The following is a 25,979-nucleotide window of genomic DNA, read 5'->3' on the forward strand; positions in this document are numbered from 1 at the left end:
AAATTACTTCTTCTACTTCTTTTTACCTTGACACTGGCAACGGCTGATAATAATGTGACCGCGGACGATAACGACTACTCCGTACGGGTCGGATACGGTTTTTCCGATGCAAGCGACCTGGGGGAGATCATCTCCATGATGGGCGACCAGCATCCTGCGGGGACCTCGGCCGGCGGTGTCGAACTGGGCTACCGTTTTTCGCACGATACCTGGGGTCTGCCCCTGGACTTCTACCTCAAAGGAGGCGTGAACCGCTTCTTCGAGAACGGGCATCAGCCCGATTTTATGGAAGTCACCTTCTATATCAAGGCCTACTGGAACTTCCGGCCGTGGGAGCGGACGATCCGCCTGGGATTCGGCGAAGGGGCTTCCTATGCCTGGGGCATCCCCTACGTCGAGCGGTTGGAAGCGGAGGCCGAGGGCGATCATAACTCCCGCTTTCTCAACTACCTTGACATCTCCCTCGACTTCGACCTGGGGCGTATGGTCGGTTACGGGCCGCTTTACGATACCTATGTCGGGTATGCCCTCAAGCACCGTTCGGGTATCTACGGGGCGATCAACGGCGTCCGCCGCGGCGGATCAAACTACAACCTCTGGTATTTTGAACACAACTTCTAGGAGCAAAACATGGAATATTACACTTGGATTCTCGCCTTTCACGTCATGAGCCTTATCAGCTGGATGGCCGTGCTGTTTTACCTGCCGCGCCTCTTTGTCTACCACACCGAGCATGCGGCTAACGCGGGCTTCGTCGAGGTCGTCAAGATCCAGGAATACAAGATCTACCACTACATCGGCGTACCGGCGATGTGGGCGACAATCCTGAGCGGCGGGGCGCTGATCGCGCTGAACCCTTCGCTGTTTCAGAGCGGCGGCTGGCTGCATGCGAAACTGACGGCGGCCCTGCTGTTGATCATCTACCACTTTACGCTGGGGCGCTACAAGAAGCAGCTCGCGGAGGGGACGTACACGAAGAGCGGCAAATTCTTCCGTGCCTACAACGAAGTCCCGACCCTGCTGATGATCTTTATCGTCATCATGGTGATCATCAAGCCTTTCTAAGCCTGCAGGGCTTCAGCCTCGGCCAGACAGGCCAGCCCGAACGCCTCCGCGTCGGTATCGGGGGAGTACTCCTCCGTCTGCAGGGCAAGCAGATGATCGTTTTTCAGCATGCGCTGCAGACGCTCTGTCAGGGGGACAAGATCGGCTGCATGGGCATGGGACGTCAGAAGTGCGAAAGCGACGGGTGACAGCCTGAAAAGCTTCTCTTCCCTTCGGCAGCTGTCATGCAGGTCTTTGAGCAGCTGTCTGAGGGGACGTTTGCGGGTGGCCTGCTTGTCAAACACCATGAGGACAACGGAGAAGGATGCATGTTCGCGCCGGGCGGTCAGAGCATGCACCGTACACTCTTCCAAAAATGCCTGGGTATTGTAGAGCCCGGTCTGAAGGTCGATACGCTGGTTGGTTTCCAGGTCCACACGGACATAGCGGTAGATGAGGTAGAGCAGGTAGAGGATCAGCAGGCTGCCGAAGAGCCCCAGCATAAAGAGGGTGTTGAGCAGCCGTTTGCTTTTCGCTTTCATGACGTTGTGCAGGTCGAAAAGCGCATGGTTCCCCTGCAGCCAGCAGAGCTCTCCCTCTTTAGTGAATGTACCGTCAGTGGTTGCTGACGTCGTTTTGATCGTTTCCCAGCACGATTTTACCGCCAGGTAGCTTCTTGCCAGCATCATTTCTGCTTCGCCGGGCTGGAGAAGGGCGGGATAGACAAGCTCCGAAGAGCGGAAGGCTTCATCGATCTCCGTTTCTATTCCTTTATGTTCCTCCGGGTTTTTGATATAGCGTTGTATAGAACCGCCGATAAAAGTGATGCGTTTGAGCAGGGCCTCGTCATCGTTCCGGTTGTCGAGCTGGTAGGAGACGGTGAAGTATGCAAGCGGCAGCAGTAATAAGATGATGACGGTAAAAGCTGCCAGAAAACTGGACCGATGTTTCACGCGAGCTCCTTTTTCATAAATTGTACTGAATTTCAATAAAAATCATTATGCCATACCAAACCGGTTTTGGGGCAGAATCCGGGGAGGAAGCCAGAGAGGTATCGGCGCTTTTTCGTTATAATTGCAAAAAATCAAGGGCACCTCTGAAAGCCCTCAATTGGGATATTGATGAAAAAACTGGCCATTATCGGGCGACCGAACGTAGGCAAAAGCTCCTTTTTTAACCGTCTGCTGAAAGAGCGCGATGCTATTACGTCGGAGATGGCGGGGACGACGCGCGACGTCAAAAAACGGGTCGCCACCGTCCTTGACCGGGAGGTCGAAGTGCTCGATACCGGCGGTCTTGACGAGGGAAGCGAACTCTTTGACAAGGTACGCGAGAAGTCGATCGCGGCCGCCAAAGCGGCGGATATCATCCTGTTCATGGTCGACGGCAAGAACCTGCCGATCGAAGAGGACAAAAAGCTGTTTCACGAACTCGAAGCGATGGGCAAAAGCATGGCCCTCGTCGTCAACAAGATCGATAACGACAAGATGAAAGAGAAGGTGTGGGAGTATTACGAGTTCGGCACCCAGACGATCTTCGGCATTTCCGTCTCCCACAACCGTTCCATCAACCCGCTGCTCGAGTGGATCGCCAAACAGCTGCCCTATATCCCCAAAGCCGAAGAGCTTGAGGCGGCAGAACCGGACATGATGGACGAATTCGACGACCTCCTTGATGCGTATATGGAGGAAGACGAAGAAGAGGGTTCCATCTACGACGAAAATGATGAGATCAAAGAGAGCGACGAGGACCCGGACCATATCAATGTCGCTATCATCGGCCGGGTCAATGTCGGGAAAAGCTCTCTGCTCAACGCCTTGCTTGGGGAGGAGCGCTCCGTCGTCAGCGACGTCGCCGGGACGACCATAGACCCCATCGACGAAACGATTGAGCGCGACGATAAGACGATCACCTTCATCGACACGGCCGGTATCCGCAAGCGCGGGAAGATCGAGGGGATCGAGCGCTATGCGCTCTACCGCACCCGCACGATGCTCGAGCGCGCCAATCTCGCCCTGCTGGTCCTGGACGCTTCTGAGCCGTTCCGCGACCTCGACGAGAAGATCGCCGGCCTGATCGACGAGAACCGCCTGGCCTGTATGATCGTACTCAACAAGTGGGACAAGGCACCCAAAGAGGATTACGACAAGATCGTCCAGCAGGTGCGCGACCGCTTCAAGTTCCTGCACTACGCGCCGGTCATCACGGTTTCGGCACTGACGAAGCAGCGCATCCACAAGCTTTACGAGATGATCATCCAGATCAACGACAACTATTCGCAGCGTATTACGACGTCGCGGCTCAACGAGGCGTTGGCCTTTGCCATGCGCAAACACCCGATCCCGTCGATGCACGGCCAGGTGATCCGTCTGTACTACGCGACGCAGTACGCGACGCGCCCGCCGCAGATCGCACTGATCATGAACAAGCCCAAAGGGCTGCACTTCACCTACCGCCGTTTCCTCGCCAACCAGCTGCGCGAGGCGTTCAATTTTGAAGGTACCCCGCTGCTCTTCAAGGCGAAGAAGCGGGGCGAGAAGTAGGGCTTAGCCCGCCGCCAGGAGCAAGGGCTCCTCTTCGACCTGCTGGGGATGGAAGTGCAGCAGCTTCCACTCCCCCTCCATCGTCTCTACAATCGCCGTACACGACTCCACCCAGTCACCGCAGTTGAGGTAGTGCACCCCGTCGATATCCCGGTTCTCCGCTTTGTGGATGTGGCCGCAGATCACCCCGTCGAATTCCCGCCGTTTCGCCTCGGATACGAGGACCTGTTCGTAATCGTCAATGAACATCACGGCCTTTTTGACGCTCTGCTTGGCGAAGTTTGAAAGGGACCAGAACCGTTTGTACCCGATCAGGCTCCGGAGACGGTTGATGGGTTTGTTAAGCTTGAGCAGCATCTCATAGCTGATATCGCCGAATTTTGCCAGCCACTTCTTTGTCATCGTGATGCTGTCGAAAAAGTCGCCGTGGGTGACCAGGTACTCCCTTCCGTCGGCAGCGGTAAAGTGGTGTTCGTTCGTGACTTCGATGTTGTCCCCCAGGGTCAGGGGGAGAAAAGAGCGGACAAATTCGTCGTGGTTGCCGAGGACGTAGACGATCCTGGTTCCTTTGCGGGCGCGCCGCAGCAGTTTCTGGATGACGTCGGAGTGTTCCTGCGGCCAGGTCCAGCGGCGGCGCAGCGCCCAGCCGTCAATGATGTCGCCGACGAGGAAGAGCTGTTCGCACTCAAAATCGCGGAAAAATTCAAGCAGGGCATCGGCTTGGGAGTGGCGCGATCCCAGGTGGATATCGGAGAGAAAAACGGAACGGTACTGCCGGACGCTGTTATCCATTTGTGTCACTTTCGTTTGGTTTGTGAAACCATACTCCACCATAATTGCGAAATGGATACAAAGGTATTACTGATCAGCGACACGGTCTACGACGCCAACGGGGTGTCGCGTTTCATTCAGGATATGGCGGCACAGTCGCGGGAGAAAGGCGGCCGTTTTTCGGTGCTGAGTTCCTCACCGCTTGGCGGCGATAACGGTGCGGAGAACATCACCAATATCAGGCCCTTCTGGTATGTAAGGATGCCCTTTTACCGTGAGCAGTTCCTCACACTCATCCCGCCGTGGATGCATATGTACCGCCATGTCAAAGCGGTTGCCCCGGATGTGATCCATATCTCGACACCGGGACCGCTGGGGATCTGCGCCATGCTCATTGCCAAGCGCTGCGGGATCCCCGTAGCCGGGACATACCACACGGATTTTCCCTCCTATATCCGCAAACAGATGAAGCTGCAGGTCGCCGAAACAATGACGCGGCGTTTCATGCGCTTCTTTTTTCACCGGATGCAGCGGGTCTTCTCCCGTTCGCAGCACTACATGGAAGTGCTGGAACATGACCTGAACATGGACGGCCGGAAACTGCGTTTTCTGCCGCCGGGGAGCAATACGCAGCGCTTCTCGCCGCTGCACCGCAACACGGCGCTCTGGTCCAGGTTCGATATTCCCGCGCAGACGCTGAAGATCCTCTATGTCGGCAGGCTCAGCGTGGAGAAGAATTTCCTCTTTGTCGTCGACCTCTTCGAGACGCTGCAGCGCCTCTGCGACGTGCCGCTCTCCCTGATCGTCGTCGGGGAGGGGAGCCTGGCCGAGCGTGTGAGCCGGCGGCGCAACAGCCATATCCACCTGCTGGGCCTTCAGGGCGGCGCGGACCTCTCCGCACTCTACGCCTCGTCGGACCTGATGCTCTTTGCCTCCGTCACCGAGACGCTGGGGCAGGTCGTGATGGAGGCACAGGCTTCCGGGCTTCCCTGCATTGTCAGCGACCAGGGCGGCGTCACCGATACGGTGGCCCACGGCGAGACGGGCTACTGCCTCAGCATCGAGGATAGCGAACAGTGGCAGAGCAAAGCAAAGGAGCTGATCGAAAACAGTGTGCTCCGTGAGCAGATGGGCCTGGCCGGCTGGCAGCGGATGCAGACGCGTTCGATCGCACAGACCTATGAGCGGTTTATGCAGGCGCATAATGAAATTGTCAAACGTTAAGAGTTAAGAGTTAAGAGTTAAGAGTTAAGAGTTAAGAGTTAAGAGTTAAGAGTTAAGAGTTAAGAGTTAAGAGTTAAGAGTTAAGAGTTAAGAGTTAAGAAGGCCGGCCGGGGCCGGTGAAGGGCTTAGAGCTCTTCGGAGTGTTTTGCGAGGTAGTCGGCAACACCTGCAGTGTCGGCTTTCATACCTTCGTCACCCTTGTTCCAACCTGCCGGGCAGACTTCGCCGTGCTCGTTGGTGAAGAGCATCGTGTCGACCATACGCAGCATCTCGTCGATGTTACGGCCGAGCGGGAGGTCGTTGATGACCGCGTGGCGGACGGTACCGTCTGTGTCGATCAGGAAAGAGCCGCGCAGTGCAACACCGCCGTCGAGCAGAACGTCGTACGCTTTGGAGATCTCTTTGGTGAGGTCAGCGACGAGCGGGTAGCGGACCTGGCCGATACCGCCGTTTTCTACCGGCGTGTTTTTCCACGCGAAGTGGCTGAACTGGGAGTCGATGGAGACACCGATAACGTTGATGCCGCGATCGTGGAACTCCTGGAGACGGTGGTCAAATGCGATGATCTCTGACGGGCAGACGAATGTGAAGTCCAGCGGGTAGAAGAAAAGGACGGTCCCTTTTTCACCGAAGTTTTCGTAGAGGTTGAAGTTGTCGACGATCTGGTTGTCGCCGAGGACGGTAGTAGCGGTAAAGTCCGGTGCTTTCTGTGTAACGAGCATGATTGAAACTCCTGTTTTTGGTCTAAACGCACGACTGAAACCATGTGGAACGTTTCAGCCGTGCGCTTAATGGTGCACATTCTATTCAAATACTCTTTTAAAAAAAATTATCCTTTAGAAAATGCGGCGTCGCTTTAACATCACTTCAGCACAGCGTATCTGGTGCCGCATATGCATTGGGCCGAAAGCGGATACTGCGTGCCGGTGAACGGTGCGGAAAGTACCCGAAAAGCTTAAAGAGAGCACAGGCAAACCCGCGTGCTTCCATGTATAGGGTTTTGGAAGTGCCCTTTGGCTATACTTCGATGATTTTTAGCTTTTTGCTATCTTTCATCAACTGGGCACCTCATAAGCTCCTCGAGATGACGGGGGTTTTTGAGGTGCCGATTTTACGATAAAGGAAAGATGTGTCTAAAGAGTATATTTTTACTTCCGAATCCGTCACTGAAGGACATCCGGACAAGATGGCCGACCAGATCAGCGATGCGATCTTAGACGATATTATTTCAAAAGACCCCAGTTCCCATGTTGCCTGCGAAACCCTTGTTTCCAACGGATTCTGCGTTATTGCCGGCGAATTGAAAACCCATGCGTACACCCCGATGCAGGATATCGTGCGCAATGTTGTCAAAGAGATCGGGTACACGGACTCCACCTACGGGTTCGACCACCGCTCCGCCGCGGTACTCAACGCCATCGGCGAGCAGTCCCCGGAGATCGACCAGGGCGTCTCCCGCGAAGGCGGCGAGATCGGGGCGGGAGACCAGGGGCTGATGTTCGGCTACGCCTGCCGCGAAACCGACGTTTTGATGCCGCTGCCGATCTACCTGGCGCACCGCATTACCGAGCGGCTCGCCGAAGCGCGCAAAGAGGGGATCATCCCCTACCTGCGCCCCGACGGCAAGGCCCAGGTGAGCGTCCGCTACATCGACGGGAAACCCGTCAGCGTCGAAACAGTCGTCGTCTCGACCCAGCACCATGAGAACATCCCCCAGGAGCAGATCCATAACGATGTGATCGAATCGGTGATCAAGCATGTCATTCCCGCCGATCTCCTCAGCGAGGATATTGTCTACCACATCAACCCGACCGGCTCCTTCGTCGTCGGCGGACCGCAGGGTGATGCCGGTCTGACCGGGCGGAAGATCATCGTCGACACCTACGGCGGTTCCTGTCCGCACGGCGGGGGCGCGTTCAGCGGGAAAGACCCGACCAAGGTCGACCGCTCCGCAGCCTACGCGGCACGCTACGTGGCGAAGAACCTTGTCGCCTCGGGTGCCTGCGAGCGCGCGACGATCCAGGTCGCCTATGCCATCGGTGTCGTCGAGCCGATCTCCATCATGGTCGACACCCACGGTACGGCCGTCGTGGACGAAGAGAAGATCGAGGCCTGTGTCCGTGAACTCTTCGACCTGACGCCGAAGGGCATTATCGAGACCCTCGACCTGCTGCGCCCGATCTACCGCAAAACGGCCGCCTACGGCCATTTCGGCCGGGAACTTCCGGAATTTACCTGGGAGAAAACCGACAAAGCCGAAGCGATCCGCGCCTACCTCGGATTCTAAGCGGCAAAACGGCGGAAAACGGCGGTGTTGAAACCGCCGTTTTCCCCGCCATACACGCCGCTTTGGCGATTTTTCCTGTTACCAATCTTCAGTCCAATTTTTGTGCGACCGTTTCAGCTCCATTTTTTAGGAATCATTAAAGTTCTTTCGCTAAACTTTTTTCACATCTACCATAATTGAAGGAGAAAATATGGCAGTATTGATTAACGACACATGTATCAACTGTGGTGCCTGTATTGACGAATGCCCGGTTGAGGCGATCGTAGACGAGGACGATAACCCGACGGGTGAAGAGATCTATTACGTTTACGGCGACAAATGTGTTGAATGTGTTGGCCACCACGATGAGCCGGCATGTGCAACTGCTTGTCCGACAGAAGGCTGTATCGTTTGGGACGCCGTCGGCGAAAGCCCGTCCAGCCGTGATGATATCACTGACGATATGCGTAACGACCACGTACCGGTTGTTGAGTAATCGATTCAACTAATCTACCGTTGCACCTTCGGGTGCAACGCTTCTTCTACAATTCCCCCGAAATTTTTCCATTTCATTAGAATCAGATCTTTTTTTTGCTATAATTCCACCCTATTTTTGACTACTATAGGAGATACCGAATGGAACAAACACTGTCCATCATTAAGCCGGATGCCGTAGCGAAGGGTGTTGTCGGCAAGATTCTTGATCGTTTTGAAAGCAATGGTCTGCGCGTTGCTGCAACAAAAATGCTGCAGCTTTCCCGCAAAGACGCTCAGGATTTCTATGCTGTTCACAAAGAACGCCCTTTCTTTACTGACCTGGTTGAATTCATGGTCAGCGGCCCGGTCGTGGTCAGCGTTCTTGAAGGTGAAAACGCCGTAGCCAAAAATCGTGACCTGATGGGCGCGACAAACCCGCAGGAAGCGGCAGCGGGCACCATCCGTGCCGACTTCGCGGAAAACATCGATGCCAACGCGGTTCACGGCAGCGACTCTCTTGAGAACGCTGAGATCGAAATTCGTTTCTTCTTCGCACAGAGAGAGATCTCCTAACGCAGATGAACATCCCGTTTCGTCGCGTCACGGCCGACCCGCAGCCCTTCGTTCTGGAAAAGAACGGCGTACGGTTTGAGGGGACGCTTCGCAAATATCGCAGCGGTCTTGTACTGCTCGAAGCGACGATGCAGGGGGGTCTTGACGTAGATTGCTATCTCTGCGGCGATTCCTTTGCTATAATGCCGGATGAAAAAGTCGAATTTCTGATTTCTGACGGTGTTTTTCATGGTCAGGATGAAACATATGATGTGGTCGAGATGCACGATGGCAACATCGATCTCGACGAAGTGTTCGATTCGGAAGTCGCTTTGATCGAAAGCGACTATCACGCCTGCCCCAACTGCAGGTAATCTACAAAGAAAGGAAATAACATGGCAGTACCTAAGAGACGCGTATCCCACACGCGTGCAGCAAAACGCCGCACCCACTACAAAATCAAACTGGCACGTCCGGTCAAAGACAGTGACGGCACCTACAAAATGCCGCACCATGTCAATCCGACGACCGGCGAGTATAAATAATTGAAGGTCAAAATCGCGATTGACGCGATGGGTGGGGACTTCGGTCCCGAGCCTATTGTCAAAGGAACGATTGCCGCACTGAAACACTACCGTTTTGAGCCGATCCTTGTCGGAAAGAAAGAGGAGATTTTGCCTTTGATTCCGGGCGGGTTCAAAGACAAGATTTCGATTGTCGAAGCGGAGGATGTCATCGCGATGTCCGATGCGGCGACCGATGCACTCAAGCGCAAAGAGAGCTCCATCTACAAGGCGGTCGAACTGGTGCGTAACGGGGAGGCCCACGGCGTCGTTTCCGCGGGGCACAGCGGTGCGACGATGTCGGTAGCGACCCTGCGCCTCGGGCGTCTGAAACACGTGCTGCGTCCGGCACTGGTCACGCTGATGCCGAACAAGCACAAGAAACGTACCGTACTGCTCGATGTCGGCGCCAACGTCGACTGCAAGCCGGAGCACCTGGCGCAGTTCGCGGTCATGGGGAGCTGTTATGCGCACGATATGTGGGCGATCAACCTCCCGACCGTGGGCCTGCTGGCCAACGGCGAGGAGGAGTCCAAGGGCAACGACGTCACGAAAGGCGCTTTCCAGAAACTCCGGGGGATGGAAGGCTTCGTCGGTAACGTCGAAGGGCGCGATATCTTCAACGGTTCCGTTGATGTCGTCGTCTGCGACGGTTTCATCGGGAACCTGGTCCTCAAGTCCTCCGAAGGGGTCGCGAGCACGATCACGCATCTGATCAAGGACTATATCCGCAAATCGCCGATTGCCATTACCGGTGCACTGCTGATGCGCAAGGTCTTTAAACTCCTGAAAAAAGAGCTTGACTACGCCGAAGTCGGCGGGGCGCCGCTGATCGGCGTCAAGGGGTGTACGATTGTCAGCCACGGCAAGAGCAACGCCAAAGCGATTAAAAACGCGATCAAACAGGCGATCGACTTCGTCGATACCGGGGTCAACGTTCATATTGAACGGGCCCTGGATGCCACTGCCAATTAAAGGATAAAGCCATGTATGCAGCTTTTCGTTCGGTAGGTGCCTATGTGCCCGAGCGTATTCTGACCAACGCCGACCTCGAGAAAATGGTCGATACGTCTGACGAGTGGATCACGAAACGCACCGGTATCAAGGAGCGCCATATCGCCGCCGACGACGAGTTTACCAGCGACATGGGAGCCAAGGCGGCCGCCCTGGCCATTGAACGTGCCGGCATCGCCAAAGAGGAGATCGACCTCGTTATCTGCGCGACGATCTCTCCGGACTACTTCAACATGCCCTCCACCGCGACGATCATCTCCTCCAAACTGGGCCTGCCCCAGGTGATGGCGTTCGATATCTCCGCAGCGTGTACGGGGTTCGTCTACGTCGTCAGCATGGCGAAGGCCTTTATCGAGTCCGGGATGAAAAAGAACGTCCTCGTGATCGGGGCGGAGAAACTCAGTGCCATTACCGACTATACGGACCGTACGACCTGTATCCTTTTCGGGGACGGTGCCGGTGCCGCGGTGATCAGTGCGACCGAGAACAAAGACGAAGCGATCCTTGATGTGCACACGGGTGCCGACGGCACCTATGCCGATCTGCTGATGACACCGAACGGCGGGACGGGTTCGGCCCACGACGCACTGGATGCCGAAGCGAAGACCGGCTGTTTTATGCAGATGAAAGGGAACGAGACCTTCAAAGTGGCCGTCCGTACCCTCACCAACGATGTCAAGGATATCCTGGCCGAGAACGGTATGAATGCCGACGATATCAAACACTTCGTACCGCACCAGGCGAACTACCGCATCATCAAAGCGGTCGGGGACGCCCTCAAGCTGCGTGATGAACAGGTCGTCCTGACGGTACACAAATACGGCAACACCTCCGGTTCGTCCATCCCCATCGCGATCAACGACCTTTATGAGAGCGGCAAGCTAGAAAAAGGCGATATGATGCTGCTCGATGCCTTCGGCGGCGGCCTGACCTGGGGTAGCGCACTGGTTCCGTTTGCGGGACCCGCATCGGTATGATATAATCCCCGGGATATCGGGTAGGAAAGAGGCTTATGGTATACGCAGCGATCGGAATCTCATTACTGTTTGTCTTCCTCCTTATCTCCTTTAACGTCCGTTCAGGCCACTGGCGGAACCGCCGCAAGCATCAGCGCCGCGAAGTGCCCGACCGTCGCGTGAACAAAGGGCGCCGGAAACGGAACAACCTCGATCACGAGAGCAGCCTCCCGGATCGCCGACACGGCGGTGACCGCCGCGTCGGACCGGAGACGCGCCGCCACAAGAAACGCCGCGCGGAAGACCGCCTTGGCCATAGTTGACCTCCCCCTTCTCTTTATCGAGCTCCACGAGAGCGAAGTGCCGTGGCTGAAAATCTTTGTCCGCCGCAGTGTCCGTGAGTTCAGTGAATGTACGGCCGAAGAGAAAACCGCGATCTGGGACGCGCTTGACGTGATCGAGCGGGAGATGCTCTCTTACTACCGCCCCGAAAAGATCAACATCGCCTCTTTCGGCAATATGCTGCCGCAGGTCCATTGGCATATTATGGCCCGTTTCAAAGAGGACAGCTATTTTCCCGAACCCATGTGGGGCCCGGTGCAGCGCGACGGCTCTCTTGCACTGCCGCCGATGGCACCGTTCCTCGAACGCCTTCGCCGTAAACTTCTCCCCGAATCCTGACTTCATCCCTTTTTTGTTAGAATGGGGCGAAAACGAGAGAAAGGAAAGTTTTGCACCGTTTTCACTCCTATCCGGTCAGACTGGACGGAACGGATCCGAAGGGGACGCGTGATGCGATCCGTCACGATTTTCTAGCCGCTTTTTCACTTTTTGAATCCCTCTTTGAGCTGCTGAAAGACGAGAATGTCTTCTACCGCCGCTCCGAACCGGCCCGCCATGCGATGATCTTCTATTTCGGGCATACGGCCACATTTTTTATCAACAAGCTTGTGCTCGCCAAGGTGATCGACCGGCGGATCAACCCCGACTTCGAATCCCTCTTCGCGATCGGCGTCGATGAGATGGCCTGGGATGATATGGACAGCGCCCGCTATGACTGGCCCGGTGTTGATGCGGTCCGGGCGTACCGTGCCGAGGTCAAAGCGCAGGTGCTCGAACTGATCGACAGGCTCCCGCTGCAGCTACCGATAACGCAGCAGAGCCCCTGGTGGGTTATTCTCATGGGGATCGAACATGAACGGATCCATATCGAGACCTCGAGCGTGCTGCACCGGCAGATGCCGCTGGAGTACATCCGCCCCTCCGAACAGTTCTCCTATTGTGAAGCATCCGGCCCGGCACCGGACAACGGCCTGGTAGCGATCAAGGGCGGTAGCGTGCAGCTCGGGAAAGGACAAAAAGATCCCTACTACGGCTGGGATAACGAATACGGCAGTGCGCACAGAGATGTACCTGCATTCCGGGCGGCACGGATGCTGGTCAGCCATGCGGAGTTTCTCCCTTTCGTTGAAGCGGGCGGATATGAAGACCCTGCGTACTGGGATGAGGAGGGCGTGCGATTTCTGGAACGGAGCGGTGCGAAGCATCCGCCGTTCTGGGTACCGAAAGCAGCGGGCGGCTACCGTCTGCGCCTGCTGGACCGGGAGATCGATCTGCCGATGGACTGGCCGGTGGAGGTCAACTGCCTCGAAGCGGAAGCGTTCTGCCGCTTTAAGAGCATGAAGGAGGGACGCGCTTACCGCCTGCCGACGGAAGCCGAATGGGTACGGATGCTCGAGACCTCCACGGTGCTCGAGGGTGAGCGGTTTGACGACCGCCATGCGAATATCAATTTCAACCACTTTGCTTCTTCCGTCCCCGTTGATACCTTCTCGCAAGGCGAACTGTACGATGTCGCCGGGAATGTCTGGCAGTGGACGTCGACACCTATTGAGGGGTATGAGGGGTTCGAACCCCACCCGGTGTATGACGACTTCTCCCTGCCGACGTTTGACGGAAAGCACAACCTGATCAAAGGCGGGTCGTGGGCCTCGACGGGGAACGAGACCCTTCGCCATTCACGCTACGCTTTCCGCCGCCATTTTTACCAGCATGCGGGGTTCCGTTACGTGGAAGCCGATGCCCCTGTTGAGAGCACGGCCGGGAATATCTATGAGACGGACAGCCTGGTGGCGCAGTACTGTGAATTCCAGTACGGGCCTGACTATTTCGGCGTGAAAAATTTTGCGCGCAGCTGCGCCGAGCATGCCATCGCTTTCTCGGACGCCACCCCCCGGAAGCGGGCGCTGGATCTCGGCTGCGCGACGGGGCGGGCCTCCTTTGAACTGGCACGGGTCTTCGACGACGTCACCGGGATCGATTTCTCCGCCCGCTTCATCCAGGTCGGCGCGGCGCTGAAAGCACAGGGCGAGATCGCCTATGAACGGGTGGAAGAGGGGGCGGTGACGACCCGCCAGGTGCATTCGCTTGCGGAGTTGGATCTGCAGGAGACGGCGGGGCATGTGCAGTTCTGGCAGGGGGATGCATGCAACCTCAAGGCACATTTCAGCGGGTATGATCTGATCATGGCGACCAACCTGATCGACCGTCTCTACGAACCGGAACGCTTTTTGGGTACGGTGCATGAACGGCTGAATGACGGCGGGATACTCTTGCTGACATCACCCTATACCTGGCTGGAGGAGTATACGCAAAAAGCGCACTGGCTCGGAGGCTATTATGATGAAAAAGGGGAGGCCGTTGACGGTCTGAGCGGGCTCAAGGCGATTCTTTCGCCGCATTTCGAGCTGCTGGAGACGCAAGACGTGCCGTTCGTGATACGGGAGACGGCGCGTAAATACCAGCATACGCTCGCACAGATGAGCGTCTGGAAAAAGCGTTAGGAGAATAGAAGCACGGTTTTACTGTGTGTGGGTACTCCGCCGAGGAGAGCATAGCGCTAGCGTAGGGAACCGGGCTTTCAGGAAACATCGCTTCGCGAGCAGTACCCTTGTTTTGCTCGGATTCCGTTTAAGCTAATAACTCCGCCGCGACGTTGAACTGGTTGGCCATCATCAGGTGCACTTTCGGGTGCAGGGCCATGACGTCATCGAAGAGCTGTTTGCTCAGATCGAAACCGATTTTGTACGCGTCGTCCGCGTCTTTGGCCGCGCCGAGGGCCTCGAGCCAGGAGGGCGGAACGTGGATCCCCGGAACGTGGGCATCAAGGAACTGGGCGGTGCGCAGTTTCGTAATGGGGAAGAGCCCGAGGACGAGCTGTGCACGTGCACCGTGCTTCGTATTGGCCTCGTCCATCAGTTCCAGCAGCACCTTGGCGTTATCGAGGTCGAAGACCGGCTGGGTGATGATCCCCTGGGCGCCGTGCTCGACTTTCTTGGCCATTTTCTTGTAGAGGCTCTTGGGGTTGCGGGCGAAGGAGTTGACGACGGCAAAGGGGAGAATGGGCTGCGGGGGAACGGCGAAGGCTTTGCCCTCCAGGTCGGTGCCGGCGTTGAAGGCGGCGATAATGTCCAGCAGGAGGCTGCTGTCGCTTTCAAACACCCCTTTGGCGTCTTTCTGGTCGGAGTTTTTGGCCGGGTCGCCGGTCAGGGCCAGGATGGCGCGGACGCCGGCTTCATTGGCCCCGAGCAGGTCGCTTTGCAGGGCGATACGGTTGCGGTCACGCATGCTCATGGTCGCCAGCACCGGCTTGCCGAAACGCTGCTGCATAAGGGCGGCGGCAAAGAGGGCGTTGTATTTCAGCTTGGCAAGGGGGTTGTCGGTGGTACTGAAGGCGTCGACGCGTTCATGCAGGCCGAGGGATTCGATTTTGTCGATGACGGGGGCAAAGGAGGCGGAGTGCGACGGTGTTGTCTCGAGACTGACATAACGGCCGTTTTTTAGCTTTGCTTCCAGTGCGTCAAACACGATTTACCCCTGCGGTGCGATATAATGGCGCCATTATAACCTAGGGCTCCGCCAAAAAACCTGTACCGGGTCGGAGGATGCCCTTAGAGAGCGTAAAGGATAGGAATGCGGTTATGCGTGTTTGATTTTGATTCGACGTTGATGGATGGCGAGACCATCGACTTTTTTGCCGAGGCGCTGGGCATAGGCGAAGAGGTCGCCGCGATCACGGAGCGGGCCATGAACGGGGAACTCGATTTCTTCGAGAGCCTGCAGCAGCGGGTCAAGCTGCTCGCGGGGCTGGACGTCGAAACGGTGGAGCGCATCAGCCGGTCGCTGCCCTACATGCCCGGGGCCGAGGAGACGATCGCGGCCCTGAAGGCGCAGGACATTACCGTCGTCTGTTTCAGCGGCGGTTTCCGTACGGCGACCTCCTATGCCAAGGATGTCCTCGGGTTCGACGCGGATTTCTCCAACGCGCTGCACGCCAAAGCGGGGAAGCTGACCGGAGAAGTCGGCGGGGATATGATGTTCAACTGGTCGAAGGGGGATATGCTTGTGCGCCTGCAGGGGCTGCTCAAGGTGACACCGGAAGAGACGATGGTCGTCGGGGACGGGGCCAATGACCTCAGTATGTTCGCCCATGCCGGCACAAGGGTCGCCTTCTGCGCGAAACCGGTCCTGAAGGAGGCGGCGAATATCATCATCGACACCAAAGACCTTCGCGAAATCCTGGGGCGTCTCGTATGAATCTCTGGGAACGCTATAACGCTGAGATACTGCTCGGCAGTGTGCTGGGAGAGATGACCAATCTGCCGCTGATGCAGTGTTCGGAGAAGACGCTCTTTGAAGCGCTCAAGCGCCACCTGACGCGTAAAGAGCTGCGCTGCTGGGTCATGGCCCAGGGCGGGGTTGCCCCGGAGACGATCGCGGCGGAGACCGGGCTGGAGGCCGAGGAGATCGACAAGGCGGTCCACAAAGCTTCCAAAAAGGTGCGCCAGCCCAAGCTCCGCAGCGAATTCCAGCAGCTGCTCGGTGCCCTTGAAGCGGAGGATGAGTAACGGGCAATGTTAAGTTTTCTTTATCTTTCGTTCAGCCTTGCGTGATAGAATTGTGTTACTTTAACGGTTTAGGAGGGATGGTACGTATGAAGAAACAATTATCGACCCTGTTGGGCGCGGCACTGCTGCTCGGCACTTTTTCAACGGCGGCGAATGCCGATGTCAAACGAGGGCAGAAAGCCTACCTGAAGAAGTGTAAGCGCTGTCACGGCAACGGCACGAAAGGCGCCGCAATGAAGACCCAGAAAGAGTGGGAAGACGCTTTCGCGAACGACGCGGCACAGTTTAGAGCGTGGCACAAAGATGACAAGAAGGCGATGAAGTACATCGACAGCAGCCGCTTCAAGAAAGATGCCCCGAATCTGAAGGACTTCCTCTACGAATACGGTTCGGACTCCGGAAACGTCCCCTCCTGCGGCTAAAACCTCCTCACCGTCCCGGCGGGACGGATGACCTCTCTACTCCGACGCCTCATCACTGTTGATCTCGATGGCACCGTACTCCTGTAACAGTTCAATGATCTGCTTGCGCTGATGTTTCTGCGCGATCCGCATGGCGCTCATCCCCTGCGGCGAGATGCGGTTGACGTCACAGCCGCATTCGCACAGAAAACGGCAGACGTCGATATGGTTGTAGTAGACGGCAAGCATCAGCGCGCTCCATCCGTAGTGGTCGATCCGGTCGATATCAGCATAGTTGCTAATGAGCACTTCGACCGCCGACTGGCGGCCCATGGAGGCGGCGACCATCAGTGCGGTCCGTCCGTTCTTGTCGGTATAGTTGACGTCGCTTCCCAGCTGCATCAGCAGGCGGAGGTGCTTCTTGATGCCGTCGTCCTGGCGCCGTGCGACGGTGTGAAAGAGCGGGGTCCAGCCCGCCCGGTTCGTGGGAATGTCCGTATGGGCCCCGCGGTCGAGCATGATGCGCAGCAGGTTGCGGTAACTGTCGGCGATCTCCGGGTAGGTCTCGATCCCGCGGTGCACCAAAGAGAGCGGCGTATGCAGGCCGTCGTAGGTGAGGATATTCGCACCGTGCCGGATCAGCGCGGCGGCCCCGTCGGGGTTGCCGTTGCGCAGGGCGATGGTCAGGGCCGTCGCATGGTTGTCCGTACGGTGCTCCAGGGTCGGGTAGCGCTGCAGCAGTTTTTCCAGCAGCCGTACGAACTTGGGGTGGGAGGCGGCAATGATGACGGGCGTGATCCCGTGCAGGTCGCCGGCGTCGATTGCGAGTCCCTTGTTGAGCAGGTAGGTGACGAGTTTCGGGTTGTTCCCGAAGACGGCGTGGTGCAGCAGCGTACGGTTCTGTACATCGCGCTTCGAGAGCTCCATCGGCGTCGCCTCGGCATTGACGATGGCATAGAGGTTCCCCTTGGAGGCGAGCTCAAAGAGGTCCGGTTCGGCCGGGAGATCGAAAACGGGCTGGACCTCTTCGAGCAGGGAGAGGAGGGTTTTGCTCTTCTGGGTTTTGGCGATGGTCACCGGGGTCAGCCCCTCGCTGTTCTTTGCCAGGGGACGGGCACCGTACTGCAACAGCTGCAGCACGATCTCGGGGTCGCCGAGTTTGACGGCGAAGTGCAGGGGTGTTTCCCCCTCCCGGTCCGCGAGGTTGGGGTTGGCACCGAGCAGGAGGAGGGTTTCGACGATCCGCGTGCGCTGCTGCATGACGGCGACAATCAGCGGGGGACGGTGGCCGAAGGCGTGGTAATCGACGTCGAACCCCTCCTCGATCATCGACAGTAGGGTCGCCTTGTCGTCGCTGCGGATGGCATTGAAAAAGGTCTCGCTTTTGTGTTCGATGATCTCACCGGCACTGGGGTCGTAGAGATGTGTTCCCAAAAGCATGGCACTGTGCAGACGCTCCATAAAGGGCATGACGGCTCCTGCAGATGAATGGATTTTGTTCTATCCTAGCATAAAAGTGTAAAAGGGGATTGAAGAAATAGGTGAAAAAATAAGCTCAAAGCTCCGAAGCGGGTGCTCCGGAGGGCGAAATTACTTGATAATTTCGAACGGGTTGACGACAACTTCCTTGCGGGAAATTGTGTACGGGATGATCGCGGCGGAACGTGCACGCTTGATCGCGATCGTCACCATGTCCTGGTGGCGCTTGCAGTTACCTGTCAGGCGGCGCGGCATGATTTTGTAGCGCTCAGAGAGTGAGTGCTTGAGGCTAGAAGCGTCTTTGTAGTCGATGAAGTCGATTTTTGCTTCACAATATTTGCAATAACGTTTTTTATATTTGCGTTTTTCTGCCATGGTTTTTTTCCTTGCTGTCTATTATTCTAGAATGGGATCTCGTCTTCGTCGATGTCGATCTCGGGAATCGTGTTCTCCGGCATCTGCTGTTTCGGCGGCTGGTAGGCATTCTGCGGTTTCGGCTGCTGCGGCGGCGGGTTGTAGCCCTGCTGCGGCGCATTATACCCCTGGGAACTCGGGGCGTTGTAGCCTCCGTTGCCCTGCGGAGCATCGTAACCGCCCTGCGGCGCGTCGCCGCGGGAATCCAGCATCTTCATCTCTTCGACGTTGATCGAGTGTTTGGAGCGTTTCTGCCCGTTCTGGTCCGTCCACTGCTCAAGCATCAGTCGCCCTTCGACGAGGACTTTGCTCCCCTTGCGAAGGTACTGGTTTGCAACCTCGCCGCTGCGGCCGAAGAAGGTGATATCGATGAACATCGTTTCATCGACCATTTCGCCGCTCTGTTTCTTGAACTTGCGGTTCGTCGCAATGCCGGTTTTGGCGATGGCCATGCCGCCTTGCGTGTAGCGCAGCTCAATGTCGCGGGTGAGGTTGCCTACCAGGATGACTTTGTTGAACATGTGGGAACTCTCCTAACTGCTTAAGAAGCGGCGCTTTCGCTGCTCTCTTCGGTTTTCGCCGGCTGTTTTGTCTTCTCGACCATATCGTTCCATGCTTTGACTTCGCGCTTGGAATCGTATTTGATCGTGACGTAACGGAGGAGTTCCTCGTTGATGCGGAAGCGGCGTTCGATCTCCGCGATCGCAGACGGCTCGATCATGTAATAGACAACGTGGAAGTAACCACGCGGGCTTTTTTCAATCGGGTAGGCCAGTTTGCGCATACCCATCTCGTCGCGTGCAACGATTTCGCCGCCGTTTTCAGTGATGACGGCTTCGATTGCAGCGATGCTGTTTTTGATCTCTTCTTCTGTCAGGGTCGGTTTGACGATGACAAGGTTTTCGTAATGTCTCATGTAGAGTATTTCTCCTTATGGTTTCATCCCTTATGGCTCTCGATCACGGACGATTCCGCGCGATAATATGCATTGCGTCGCAAAGCACAAAGAGTAAGGAACGCGCAATATTACATAATTTTCGCTTAATTTAAGGTGAAATTCAGACGCTGTACCGTGTGCCGGAGGAGAGGCGGTTCCCAACCGTGCAGGTTGGTACGCTTTTCAGGGAGGCGGGCGGAGCTACAGGAGGGACTGGACTTTCAGAAAGGTCGCGGCGAGGAGGGCGCTTTTGCTCCCGCCACCTGCGGATTTCATCTGCAGCTCCGTTTCGCCGAGCAGGCTCATCATGCGGGTGTACTGCGGCTGCTTGAAGCGGACGCTCTGCTGTGAACGCGCCTGCTCGATGCGCGGAGGCAGTTTGTAGCCGAGGATCTTGGCCGAATCCGCCACACCGTTCAGGCGGATGGAGGCGTAGAAGAGGTAGAGCTGGGCGATGTGGTTGGAGAGTGCCGTGAGCAGCCTGATCTCATCTTCGCCGTGTTCGAGCAGGCGGCGCATCAGGGGAACGAAATCCTGTTTCTGCAGCAGCGCGTCGATGAGCTGGTCTACCTTGACCTCGGCGACCCCGTAGACGAGCTCGTCGATCTCCTTGATGCCGATGCGCCCCTGCAGCAGGGAGAACTTGTCCAGTTCGTTGATCGTGAGGGCGAGGTCGCCGTTTTGCGATTCGAGCAGGTGGGTCGCGGCGTAGGGGTCGAGGTTGATGCCGCGCGCGGCCGCCTCGTTGAGCACGATCTGGCGGGCCTCGTTGGGGAAGGGGCGGAAGAGCCGGACGTCCGCACCGCCCGATTTCGGGGTGAAAGCGCTTGTGGCGCTTTTCTTGAAATCAGTGCCGAAATAGGCGTAGATGAAAAGGTTCCCGGGATTCTTCTGCACCAGGTCGATCAGGGCCGTCAGGTCGTTTTTCGGCAGCTTTTTCTCGCTCTTGACAATCAGGACGTTGCGGCCGCCGAAGAGCGAGCCCTGCGAGAGGTGTGCCTTGGCGCTCGCAAACTGGTACTCGTCAAAGTAGACGCTGAGCAGGTTCGGGTCCTCGACGTCGGCGAGCTGTTTGGTGTAGTGTTCGATCAGGAAATGGCTTTCGCCGTAGAGCATGACGGCCCCGGGGGCTTTGCCCTGCCGGATCAGGTTGTCCAGATCCTGCCGCTTCATTCCGTCTCCTTGGAGAGGGTCGCATGGGACTCCACGGTGCGGACATAGGTCGTATGGATCCGCGCGGTGGCCAGACTGACGTTCTCGATACGCAGCTCGATGTCGTCAAAGAGCATGACCGGTTCGTTCGTGACGACTTTGACCTTGGCGCCGCGCAGCGGTCCGGTGATCTCGGCGCGCAGTTCCGGATCGGTCGCGTAGACCCGCGCCGGGAAGACCTCGCCGATGTGTTCATTGGCCCAGCGGGCGAATTTGCGGTCCATGAAACGCACTTCGATGTCGCTTGCCTCGCGCTCCTTGTCGCTGATGGCGAAACAGAGTGCATCGATGTTGCGCAGGACGTAGGAGCCCTCCTCTTTGTCGCCGCGCGCGATCGCTTTGAGCAGCCGGTGGACGATGAGGTCGGAGTAGCGGCGGATAGGGGAGGTGAAGTGGGTGTAGCGCTCGAACCCCAGCCCGAAGTGGCCGACGTTGTCCGGGGCGTAGCGCGCCTGCATCTGGGAACGGATGATGAGGGTGTCGACCTCGTGGGCGATCCCGCGCTTTTGGGCTTCGTGCTGGATCCCGGTAATGGTCTCCTTGAGGCTCTCTTTCTGCTCGGCGATGATCCCGATACCGGCGAGTTCCGTGTAGAGGCTCTGCAGTTTGGCCGGGCTGGGGGATTCGTGGATACGGAAAACACCGCGCTCGTACATCGCCGCCGCGGCCTTGTTCGCCAGCAGCATACAGTCTTCGATGAGCGCATGCGACGGCGTCTCCTCCGCGACGGTCGTCTCCACGATGTTCTGGGCGTCGTCGAGGGCCATCTCCAGCTCCTCGGAACGGAAGTCGAATCCGACTTTGAGGCGCTTTTCGCGCAGGGCGTCGGTCAGCTTGCGCAGTTCGAACAGGTTGGCGATAACGGCACCCTCATCGTCGTTCGCCGGTACAGCCTTGTCCGGGGCGTCAAAGAGCGCGTCGACCTCTTCGTAGTTGAACCGGCGTTTGGAGTGGATGATCGTCTCGTAGAGCTCCGTCTCGACAACTTCAAGGCTGTCGGGATCGAGGACCATTTTGAAGGTGTAGGCGAGACGGTCGACGTGCGGCTGCAGGGAGCAGAGCGTCTCGGAGAGTTCGCGCGGCAGCATCGGGATGGAGCGGTGGGGCAGGTAGATGGAGAAGCTGCGGTAGATCGCCTCGGCATCGATGGGGCCGAAGGGGGTGACGTAGGCACTGACGTCCGCGATGGCGACGTAGAGGGTGTGGGACTCGGGCAGGTAGCAAACGGCGTCGTCGAAGTCCTTGGCCGTGACGGGGTCGATGGTGCAGAAGGGGAGGCTGCGCAGGTCTTTGCGGCCGGGGTATTTTGAACTGTCGACGCTCTTATCGAAACTCGCGGCGAGTTTTTTGACCTCGTCGTCGAATTCATCATGCTTGTTGTACATAGCAAGGACGATCTTTTCATCCACCATCGGGTCGGCCAGGTTGCCGAGGACCTCCATGATCTCGCCGTTTTGGTTGTTGACCTTGAAAAGTGTCCCCTCCTCATAGCCGGCAAGGGCCTCGGCGCTTAGCGGCACCCCGGCGGGGTAGTCGTTTCGGATGTCGAGCACCGATTTGACCCCGTTTTGGATCTTGATGTAGGCGACGCTGAAGGTTTCCGCCCGGCCGACGACGGCGACGAGTTTCGCCGAAGGCCTTCCCCTGCGCCCGAGCAGCCGTTTGACGATGACGAGGTCACCCTCTTTGGCATCACCCAGGTCCTGCTCGTCGATAAAGAGGTCGCGCACGTTCGCGCCGAGGACCTGAAGATAGGCGCCGCTGCCCGACTGGTTCATGGCGATGGCACCGGCACGGTACTGCGACGGGAGGCGGTAGACGCCCTCTTCGAGGACGACGAGCCCTTCCGAGAGCCATTGCTCGACAAGGGGCTTCTCTTCTTCGGTGACGTCCTGGGCATAGAGTCCGACGGTCAATCTGACTAAAAGTGATTTCATGGAGACTTTTCGATTTTTTACCAGATTATAGCGTATGGGATAACTTATGCTAAAATTTTCGACTACCCGATATTAAACAAATTAGGAGAAAAAGCATTGCAGTTTATTGACAGTGAAGCGGTATTGAAACAGCTCGGTTATACACCGAACGAGGCACTCATGGAGCAGGTCGGACGCATCGAAGCGAATACGGCCGGGTATGACAAGATCCAGAAACATATCCTTGAGCTGCACGAGCAGCTGAAAGTCGATGACAGTTTCGTGGCCCTTTCCAACACACGCGACTGTTTCAAGATCAAGATCGAGGCGCCGAGCGACGAACGCAAGGCCGAAGCGATGGAACGCCTGAACCATTTCACCGAAAAATACAAGATCGACCTGGAACAGGTCCCGGGCAAAGAGACCTATTACATCCTGGGGTACAGCAAGTAACCCGATGCGGGTCGAGCCTATGACCCCCGAAGGGTATGACCTGCTGACGCGGGAGTTCAAATTCCTCAAAGAGGTCGAAAAACCCCGCGTCAACCACGAAAAACAGGTGGCGGCAGAGCTTGGGGACCGCAGCGAAAACGCGGAGTACCATGCCGCCAAGGAGAAGCTCCGCCATATCGACAAGCGTCTTTTCTACCTCAACGGCATGATCGAAAAGGCGCGGGTGATCGACCCCGCGGGACTCGACCACACCCGGGTGCATTTCGGTGCGACGGTCACCCTGGAGCGCATCGAGGACGGGGAGGAAGAGCGCTACACGATCTGCGGGGTGCTAGAGAGCGAACCGGAGATCGGGCTCATCTCCGTGCATGCACCTCTCTCCCGGGCGGTCATGGGCAAAGCGGAGGGGGACGAACTGACGGTAAAACTGCCTGCCGGAACGCGGGCATATGAGGTGCTGAGCATCGAATACATCCCGCTTTTTTCACTGAAAAAAAAGATCCGGGGCGAGGCCGATTTCAGTTTCGCCTGAAAAGCGTTCCCCCTCTGCGTTGCCGTCAACCGGCACCACCGGAAATTCAACTCCCCTTTGCTATAATCCTTCCCACTATTTATGCGTAAGGAAATGCAGTGAATCAGCCACTAGAAAACATAGACGAGCTTCTGGCCCAGCACAAACTGTCCAAGCTTGATTATGCCCATATCAAAGAGATCCTCGGGCGCGAACCGAACCTGGTAGAACTTGGAATTTTCTCAGCGATGTGGTCGGAGCACTGCAGTTACAAATCCTCGAAAAAGCACCTCAGCGGCTTCCCGACGAAGGCGCCGTGGGTTATCCAGGGGCCGGGCGAGAATGCCGGTGTCATCGACATCGGCGACGGGTACGCGGCCGTCTTCAAGATGGAGAGCCACAACCACCCCTCCTTTATCGAACCGTATCAGGGTGCCGCGACGGGCGTCGGCGGGATCATGCGCGACGTCTTCACCATGGGGGCGCGCCCGGTCGCCAGTCTCAATGCCCTGCGTTTCGGTAACGTGCATGGCGATGATGAGACGGCACACCACCAGCGCTACCTCGTCCGCGGCGTCGTCGAGGGGATCGGCGGCTACGGCAACTGCATGGGGGTCCCGACGATCGGCGGTGAGATCAGCTTCGACGAGTGCTATAACGGCAATATCCTCGTCAATGCCTTCAACCTCGGTGTCGCGAAGGCCGACGAGATCTTCTACGGCCGCGCGGAGGGGATCGGTAACCCGGTCATCTACGTCGGTTCCAAAACGGGCCGCGACGGCCTTGGCGGGGCGGTCATGAGCTCCGACTCCTTCACCGAGGAGTCCAAGCAGCTGCGCCCGACGGTCCAGGTCGGCGACCCCTTCACGGAGAAGCTGCTGCTTGAGGCGTGTCTGGAACTCTTCAAGACCGACTACGTCATCGGTATCCAGGATATGGGTGCGGCGGGGCTGACGTCCAGCTCCTTCGAGATGGCGGGCCGCTCCGGTTCGGGGATGATCATGCACCTCGATAAGGTCCCGGCGCGCGAAGAGGGGATGATGCCCTACGAGTTCATGCTCTCCGAGTCCCAGGAGCGGATGCTTCTCTGCGCGAAAAAGGGAAGTGAACAGGCGATCATCGACATCTTCGAGAAGTGGGACCTCGATGCGGCCGTCGTCGGCGAAGTGACCGACACGGGCCGCATGGAGCTCTTCTGGCACGGCGAGAAGTGCGCGGACGTCCCGGTCGACCCGGTTTCCGAAGAGGCACCTGTGCTCGACCGCCCGACGGTGCGCCCGGCCTACCTTGACACGATCAAGGGTGTCTCCATCAACGATTTTGAAACACCGTCCAACCAGGAGGCGTTTGAAAAACTGATGGCTTCCATGGAGGTCGTCGACAAGGCGTGGGTCTACGAGCAGTACGACTCCATGGTCCAGACGAACACCGTGAAAAAAGGCGGAATGCTTGACGCTTCCGTCGTCCGTGTCAAAGAGAACGGCCGTGCCCTGGCAATGAGCTCGGACTGTAACGTCCGCTACTGTTACGTCGATCCGAAAAACGGCGCGGCGGCCGCCGTCGTCGAAGCGGGCCGCAATGTCGCGATGAGCGGCGCGCGTCCGCTGGCCATCACCGACTGTCTGAACTACGGCAACCCGGAGAACCCGGAAGTGATGTGGCAGTTTGCTGAAGGGTGCCTGGGGATCAAAGAGGCATGTGCCGAACTGAACACTCCGGTTATCGGCGGGAACGTGTCGCTTTACAATGAAACGAACGGCGTTTCCGTTTTCCCGACCCCGGCGATCGCGACCGTCGGCGTTAACGACGACGAGAAGAAGGTCCTGATGTCTTCTTTCCAGAAGGCGGGCAACCTGCTTTACCTCGTCGGCGAGACGAAGAGCGAGTTCGGCGGTTCACTCTATATGAAAGAGCTCTGCAACACCGTCGCAGGCGAGATGCCGGCGATCGACTACAAGAACGAACTGGCACTCTGGGAGCTCGTCATCGAGGCGAACAAGCAGGGCCTGCTCTCCTGCGCGAAAGACCTCAGCTCCGGCGGGACAGCGGTCGCGCTCGGCAAGATGGCGGCAACAAGCGGCCTGGGCTGTGACGTCACCATGACGGTCGCGGATGCGCGCGACATCTTCTCCGAGAGTATGGCCCGTGCGATCATCGAGGTCGCGCCGGAAAACGCGGCGGCCTTCGAAGCGATGGCCGGCAGCCTCGCCTTCGAGAAGATCGGTATGGTCGGCGGTGACGCTGTCCGCATCAACGACGTTTCACTCCCGCTCGCGACACTGGACGACCTCTACTTCAACACCTTCAAACGCGTCGTCGAGCAGGATATCTGACCCCAC

30 protein-coding genes are annotated in these 25,979 nt (G+C 57.4%); 19 read left to right on the plus strand and 11 right to left on the minus strand.

Annotated features, from left to right (window positions below; all coding sequences use genetic code 11):
• The first annotated feature begins 54 nt into the window (after positions 1–54).
• Both ACXWTF_RS03365 and hemJ read left to right on the plus strand, forming a co-directional pair.
• On the plus strand, positions 55–621 hold the full coding sequence (locus ACXWTF_RS03365) for a hypothetical protein (RefSeq protein WP_461713600.1): 567 nt from the start codon (positions 55–57) through the stop codon (positions 619–621).
• Between the two features lie 9 nt (positions 622–630).
• Positions 631–1,065, plus strand: coding sequence for a protoporphyrinogen oxidase HemJ (hemJ, locus tag ACXWTF_RS03370; RefSeq protein ID WP_461713601.1), 435 nt, complete (start codon positions 631–633; stop codon positions 1,063–1,065).
• On the opposite strand, the gene ACXWTF_RS03375 is transcribed toward hemJ, so the two are convergent.
• Entirely contained in the window at positions 1,062–1,997 is a 936-nt protein-coding gene (locus ACXWTF_RS03375) for a nucleotidyl cyclase domain-containing protein (protein ID WP_461713602.1), read from the minus strand. The two genes, hemJ and ACXWTF_RS03375, sit on opposite strands and share 4 nt — an antisense overlap.
• Positions 1,998–2,165: 168 nt before the next feature.
• Here ACXWTF_RS03375 and der point away from each other — a divergent pair, with 168 nt between their 5' ends.
• Positions 2,166–3,587: a ribosome biogenesis GTPase Der gene (der, locus tag ACXWTF_RS03380; protein ID WP_461713603.1), complete on the plus strand. Its 1,422-nt coding sequence runs from the start codon at positions 2,166–2,168 to the stop codon at positions 3,585–3,587.
• 3 nt (positions 3,588–3,590) lie between these two features.
• Here der and ACXWTF_RS03385 read toward each other — a convergent pair whose 3' ends face one another.
• The gene (locus ACXWTF_RS03385) at positions 3,591–4,379 is read right to left on the minus strand and encodes a UDP-2,3-diacylglucosamine diphosphatase (protein ID WP_461713604.1); all 789 of its coding nucleotides are present in this window, start codon (positions 4,377–4,379) and stop codon (positions 3,591–3,593) included.
• 51 nt (positions 4,380–4,430) lie between these two features.
• Between ACXWTF_RS03385 and ACXWTF_RS03390 the strand changes: the two genes are divergently transcribed.
• Positions 4,431–5,582: a glycosyltransferase family 4 protein gene (locus ACXWTF_RS03390; RefSeq protein WP_461713605.1), complete on the plus strand. Its 1,152-nt coding sequence runs from the start codon at positions 4,431–4,433 to the stop codon at positions 5,580–5,582.
• Between the two features lie 125 nt (positions 5,583–5,707).
• Here the strand turns inward: ACXWTF_RS03390 and ACXWTF_RS03395 are convergent, their stop codons facing one another.
• A complete protein-coding gene (locus tag ACXWTF_RS03395) occupies positions 5,708–6,304 on the minus strand; it encodes a redoxin domain-containing protein (protein WP_461713606.1) in 597 nt (198 codons plus the stop codon).
• 407 nt (positions 6,305–6,711) lie between these two features.
• Here ACXWTF_RS03395 and metK point away from each other — a divergent pair, with 407 nt between their 5' ends.
• The 7 genes from metK (at position 6,712) to ACXWTF_RS03430 (ending at position 11,431) form a co-directional block, all read left to right on the plus strand.
• On the plus strand, positions 6,712–7,869 hold the full coding sequence (metK, locus tag ACXWTF_RS03400) for a methionine adenosyltransferase (RefSeq protein WP_461713607.1): 1,158 nt from the start codon (positions 6,712–6,714) through the stop codon (positions 7,867–7,869).
• Between the two features lie 190 nt (positions 7,870–8,059).
• Entirely contained in the window at positions 8,060–8,344 is a 285-nt protein-coding gene (locus ACXWTF_RS03405; RefSeq protein WP_345986153.1) for a 4Fe-4S dicluster domain-containing protein, read from the plus strand.
• Between the two features lie 140 nt (positions 8,345–8,484).
• Positions 8,485–8,898: a nucleoside-diphosphate kinase gene (gene ndk, locus ACXWTF_RS03410; protein ID WP_231020373.1), complete on the plus strand. Its 414-nt coding sequence runs from the start codon at positions 8,485–8,487 to the stop codon at positions 8,896–8,898.
• 5 nt (positions 8,899–8,903) lie between these two features.
• Positions 8,904–9,251 carry a hypothetical protein gene (locus ACXWTF_RS03415; protein WP_461713608.1) on the plus strand — a complete coding sequence of 116 codons (348 nt, stop codon included), beginning with the start codon at positions 8,904–8,906 and terminating at the stop codon, positions 9,249–9,251.
• Between the two features lie 21 nt (positions 9,252–9,272).
• Positions 9,273–9,422 carry a 50S ribosomal protein L32 gene (gene rpmF / locus ACXWTF_RS03420; RefSeq protein WP_231020375.1) on the plus strand — a complete coding sequence of 50 codons (150 nt, stop codon included), beginning with the start codon at positions 9,273–9,275 and terminating at the stop codon, positions 9,420–9,422.
• Entirely contained in the window at positions 9,423–10,415 is a 993-nt protein-coding gene (gene plsX / locus ACXWTF_RS03425) for a phosphate acyltransferase PlsX (RefSeq protein ID WP_461713609.1), read from the plus strand.
• 11 nt (positions 10,416–10,426) lie between these two features.
• Positions 10,427–11,431 carry a beta-ketoacyl-ACP synthase III gene (locus tag ACXWTF_RS03430; RefSeq protein ID WP_461713610.1) on the plus strand — a complete coding sequence of 335 codons (1,005 nt, stop codon included), beginning with the start codon at positions 10,427–10,429 and terminating at the stop codon, positions 11,429–11,431.
• Positions 11,432–11,532: 101 nt separating this feature from the next.
• Here ACXWTF_RS03430 and ACXWTF_RS03435 read toward each other — a convergent pair whose 3' ends face one another.
• On the minus strand, positions 11,533–11,727 hold the full coding sequence (locus ACXWTF_RS03435) for a hypothetical protein (protein WP_461713611.1): 195 nt from the start codon (positions 11,725–11,727) through the stop codon (positions 11,533–11,535).
• Here ACXWTF_RS03435 and ACXWTF_RS03440 point away from each other — a divergent pair.
• Entirely contained in the window at positions 11,720–12,091 is a 372-nt protein-coding gene (locus ACXWTF_RS03440; protein ID WP_461713612.1) for an HIT family protein, read from the plus strand. The two genes, ACXWTF_RS03435 and ACXWTF_RS03440, sit on opposite strands and share 8 nt — an antisense overlap.
• Positions 12,092–12,141: 50 nt before the next feature.
• Positions 12,142–14,253, plus strand: coding sequence for a 5-histidylcysteine sulfoxide synthase (gene ovoA / locus ACXWTF_RS03445; protein ID WP_461713613.1), 2,112 nt, complete (start codon positions 12,142–12,144; stop codon positions 14,251–14,253).
• 127 nt (positions 14,254–14,380) lie between these two features.
• On the opposite strand, the gene ACXWTF_RS03450 is transcribed toward ovoA, so the two are convergent.
• Positions 14,381–15,277: a methylenetetrahydrofolate reductase gene (locus ACXWTF_RS03450; protein ID WP_461713614.1), complete on the minus strand. Its 897-nt coding sequence runs from the start codon at positions 15,275–15,277 to the stop codon at positions 14,381–14,383.
• A gap of 105 nt (positions 15,278–15,382) precedes the next feature.
• Between ACXWTF_RS03450 and serB the strand changes: the two genes are divergently transcribed.
• From serB to ACXWTF_RS03465, 3 genes are all read left to right on the plus strand, one after another.
• Positions 15,383–16,006 (plus strand): phosphoserine phosphatase SerB, encoded by a 624-nt coding sequence (gene serB / locus ACXWTF_RS03455; RefSeq protein ID WP_461713615.1) that lies wholly within the window; start codon positions 15,383–15,385, stop codon positions 16,004–16,006.
• Positions 16,003–16,317 (plus strand): hypothetical protein, encoded by a 315-nt coding sequence (locus ACXWTF_RS03460; protein ID WP_461713616.1) that lies wholly within the window; start codon positions 16,003–16,005, stop codon positions 16,315–16,317. The genes serB and ACXWTF_RS03460 overlap by 4 nt, the downstream gene beginning before the upstream one ends.
• A gap of 86 nt (positions 16,318–16,403) precedes the next feature.
• Complete coding sequence (locus ACXWTF_RS03465; RefSeq protein WP_461713617.1) at positions 16,404–16,739, plus strand: c-type cytochrome; 336 nt, start codon at positions 16,404–16,406, stop codon at positions 16,737–16,739.
• Between the two features lie 36 nt (positions 16,740–16,775).
• Here the strand turns inward: ACXWTF_RS03465 and ACXWTF_RS03470 are convergent, their stop codons facing one another.
• From ACXWTF_RS03470 to ACXWTF_RS03495, 6 genes are all read right to left on the minus strand, one after another.
• Entirely contained in the window at positions 16,776–18,188 is a 1,413-nt protein-coding gene (locus ACXWTF_RS03470; protein ID WP_461713618.1) for an ankyrin repeat domain-containing protein, read from the minus strand.
• Between the two features lie 120 nt (positions 18,189–18,308).
• On the minus strand, positions 18,309–18,572 hold the full coding sequence (gene rpsR / locus ACXWTF_RS03475) for a 30S ribosomal protein S18 (RefSeq protein WP_461713619.1): 264 nt from the start codon (positions 18,570–18,572) through the stop codon (positions 18,309–18,311).
• Between the two features lie 26 nt (positions 18,573–18,598).
• The gene (locus tag ACXWTF_RS03480; RefSeq protein WP_461713620.1) at positions 18,599–19,132 is read right to left on the minus strand and encodes a single-stranded DNA-binding protein; all 534 of its coding nucleotides are present in this window, start codon (positions 19,130–19,132) and stop codon (positions 18,599–18,601) included.
• Between the two features lie 20 nt (positions 19,133–19,152).
• Positions 19,153–19,527, minus strand: a complete 375-nt coding sequence (gene rpsF, locus ACXWTF_RS03485) for a 30S ribosomal protein S6 (protein ID WP_461713621.1) — start codon at positions 19,525–19,527, stop codon at positions 19,153–19,155.
• Between the two features lie 222 nt (positions 19,528–19,749).
• Positions 19,750–20,721 (minus strand): DNA polymerase III subunit delta, encoded by a 972-nt coding sequence (gene holA, locus ACXWTF_RS03490; protein WP_461713622.1) that lies wholly within the window; start codon positions 20,719–20,721, stop codon positions 19,750–19,752.
• Entirely contained in the window at positions 20,718–22,697 is a 1,980-nt protein-coding gene (locus tag ACXWTF_RS03495) for a ribonuclease R family protein (protein ID WP_461713623.1), read from the minus strand. Before ACXWTF_RS03495 ends, holA begins: the two co-directional genes overlap by 4 nt.
• Positions 22,698–22,793: 96 nt before the next feature.
• Here ACXWTF_RS03495 and ACXWTF_RS03500 point away from each other — a divergent pair, with 96 nt between their 5' ends.
• The 3 genes from ACXWTF_RS03500 (at position 22,794) to purL (ending at position 25,973) form a co-directional block, all read left to right on the plus strand.
• A complete protein-coding gene (locus ACXWTF_RS03500; protein ID WP_461713624.1) occupies positions 22,794–23,129 on the plus strand; it encodes a hypothetical protein in 336 nt (111 codons plus the stop codon).
• A 4-nt stretch (positions 23,130–23,133) separates the two neighbouring features.
• The gene (greA, locus tag ACXWTF_RS03505; RefSeq protein ID WP_461713625.1) at positions 23,134–23,661 is read left to right on the plus strand and encodes a transcription elongation factor GreA; all 528 of its coding nucleotides are present in this window, start codon (positions 23,134–23,136) and stop codon (positions 23,659–23,661) included.
• A 98-nt stretch (positions 23,662–23,759) separates the two neighbouring features.
• Entirely contained in the window at positions 23,760–25,973 is a 2,214-nt protein-coding gene (gene purL, locus ACXWTF_RS03510; protein ID WP_461713626.1) for a phosphoribosylformylglycinamidine synthase subunit PurL, read from the plus strand.
• Positions 25,974–25,979: the final 6 nt, after the last annotated feature.

Source organism: Thiomicrolovo sp. ZZH C-3 (genome assembly GCF_054862725.1).

What these genes read in the sequence shown, in the direction of transcription:
- hemJ (WP_461713601.1), top strand. Translation starts at nt 631, where the DNA reads ATGGAATATTACACTTGGATTCTCGCCTTTCACGTCATGAGCCTTATC.
- der (WP_461713603.1), top strand. Translation starts at nt 2,166, where the DNA reads ATGAAAAAACTGGCCATTATCGGGCGACCGAACGTAGGCAAAAGCTCC.
- ACXWTF_RS03385 (WP_461713604.1), bottom strand. Translation starts at nt 4,379, where the DNA reads ATGGATAACAGCGTCCGGCAGTACCGTTCCGTTTTTCTCTCCGATATC.
- ACXWTF_RS03390 (WP_461713605.1), top strand. Translation starts at nt 4,431, where the DNA reads ATGGATACAAAGGTATTACTGATCAGCGACACGGTCTACGACGCCAAC.
- ACXWTF_RS03395 (WP_461713606.1), bottom strand. Translation starts at nt 6,304, where the DNA reads ATGCTCGTTACACAGAAAGCACCGGACTTTACCGCTACTACCGTCCTC.
- ACXWTF_RS03405 (WP_345986153.1), top strand. Translation starts at nt 8,060, where the DNA reads ATGGCAGTATTGATTAACGACACATGTATCAACTGTGGTGCCTGTATT.
- ndk (WP_231020373.1), top strand. Translation starts at nt 8,485, where the DNA reads ATGGAACAAACACTGTCCATCATTAAGCCGGATGCCGTAGCGAAGGGT.
- ACXWTF_RS03415 (WP_461713608.1), top strand. Translation starts at nt 8,904, where the DNA reads ATGAACATCCCGTTTCGTCGCGTCACGGCCGACCCGCAGCCCTTCGTT.
- rpmF (WP_231020375.1), top strand. Translation starts at nt 9,273, where the DNA reads ATGGCAGTACCTAAGAGACGCGTATCCCACACGCGTGCAGCAAAACGC.
- ACXWTF_RS03430 (WP_461713610.1), top strand. Translation starts at nt 10,427, where the DNA reads ATGTATGCAGCTTTTCGTTCGGTAGGTGCCTATGTGCCCGAGCGTATT.
- ACXWTF_RS03435 (WP_461713611.1), bottom strand. Translation starts at nt 11,727, where the DNA reads ATGGCCAAGGCGGTCTTCCGCGCGGCGTTTCTTGTGGCGGCGCGTCTC.
- serB (WP_461713615.1), top strand. Translation starts at nt 15,383, where the DNA reads ATGCGGTTATGCGTGTTTGATTTTGATTCGACGTTGATGGATGGCGAG.
- ACXWTF_RS03460 (WP_461713616.1), top strand. Translation starts at nt 16,003, where the DNA reads ATGAATCTCTGGGAACGCTATAACGCTGAGATACTGCTCGGCAGTGTG.
- ACXWTF_RS03465 (WP_461713617.1), top strand. Translation starts at nt 16,404, where the DNA reads ATGAAGAAACAATTATCGACCCTGTTGGGCGCGGCACTGCTGCTCGGC.
- ACXWTF_RS03470 (WP_461713618.1), bottom strand. Translation starts at nt 18,188, where the DNA reads ATGCCCTTTATGGAGCGTCTGCACAGTGCCATGCTTTTGGGAACACAT.
- rpsR (WP_461713619.1), bottom strand. Translation starts at nt 18,572, where the DNA reads ATGGCAGAAAAACGCAAATATAAAAAACGTTATTGCAAATATTGTGAA.
- ACXWTF_RS03480 (WP_461713620.1), bottom strand. Translation starts at nt 19,132, where the DNA reads ATGTTCAACAAAGTCATCCTGGTAGGCAACCTCACCCGCGACATTGAG.
- rpsF (WP_461713621.1), bottom strand. Translation starts at nt 19,527, where the DNA reads ATGAGACATTACGAAAACCTTGTCATCGTCAAACCGACCCTGACAGAA.
- holA (WP_461713622.1), bottom strand. Translation starts at nt 20,721, where the DNA reads ATGAAGCGGCAGGATCTGGACAACCTGATCCGGCAGGGCAAAGCCCCC.
- ACXWTF_RS03495 (WP_461713623.1), bottom strand. Translation starts at nt 22,697, where the DNA reads ATGAAATCACTTTTAGTCAGATTGACCGTCGGACTCTATGCCCAGGAC.
- greA (WP_461713625.1), top strand. Translation starts at nt 23,134, where the DNA reads ATGCGGGTCGAGCCTATGACCCCCGAAGGGTATGACCTGCTGACGCGG.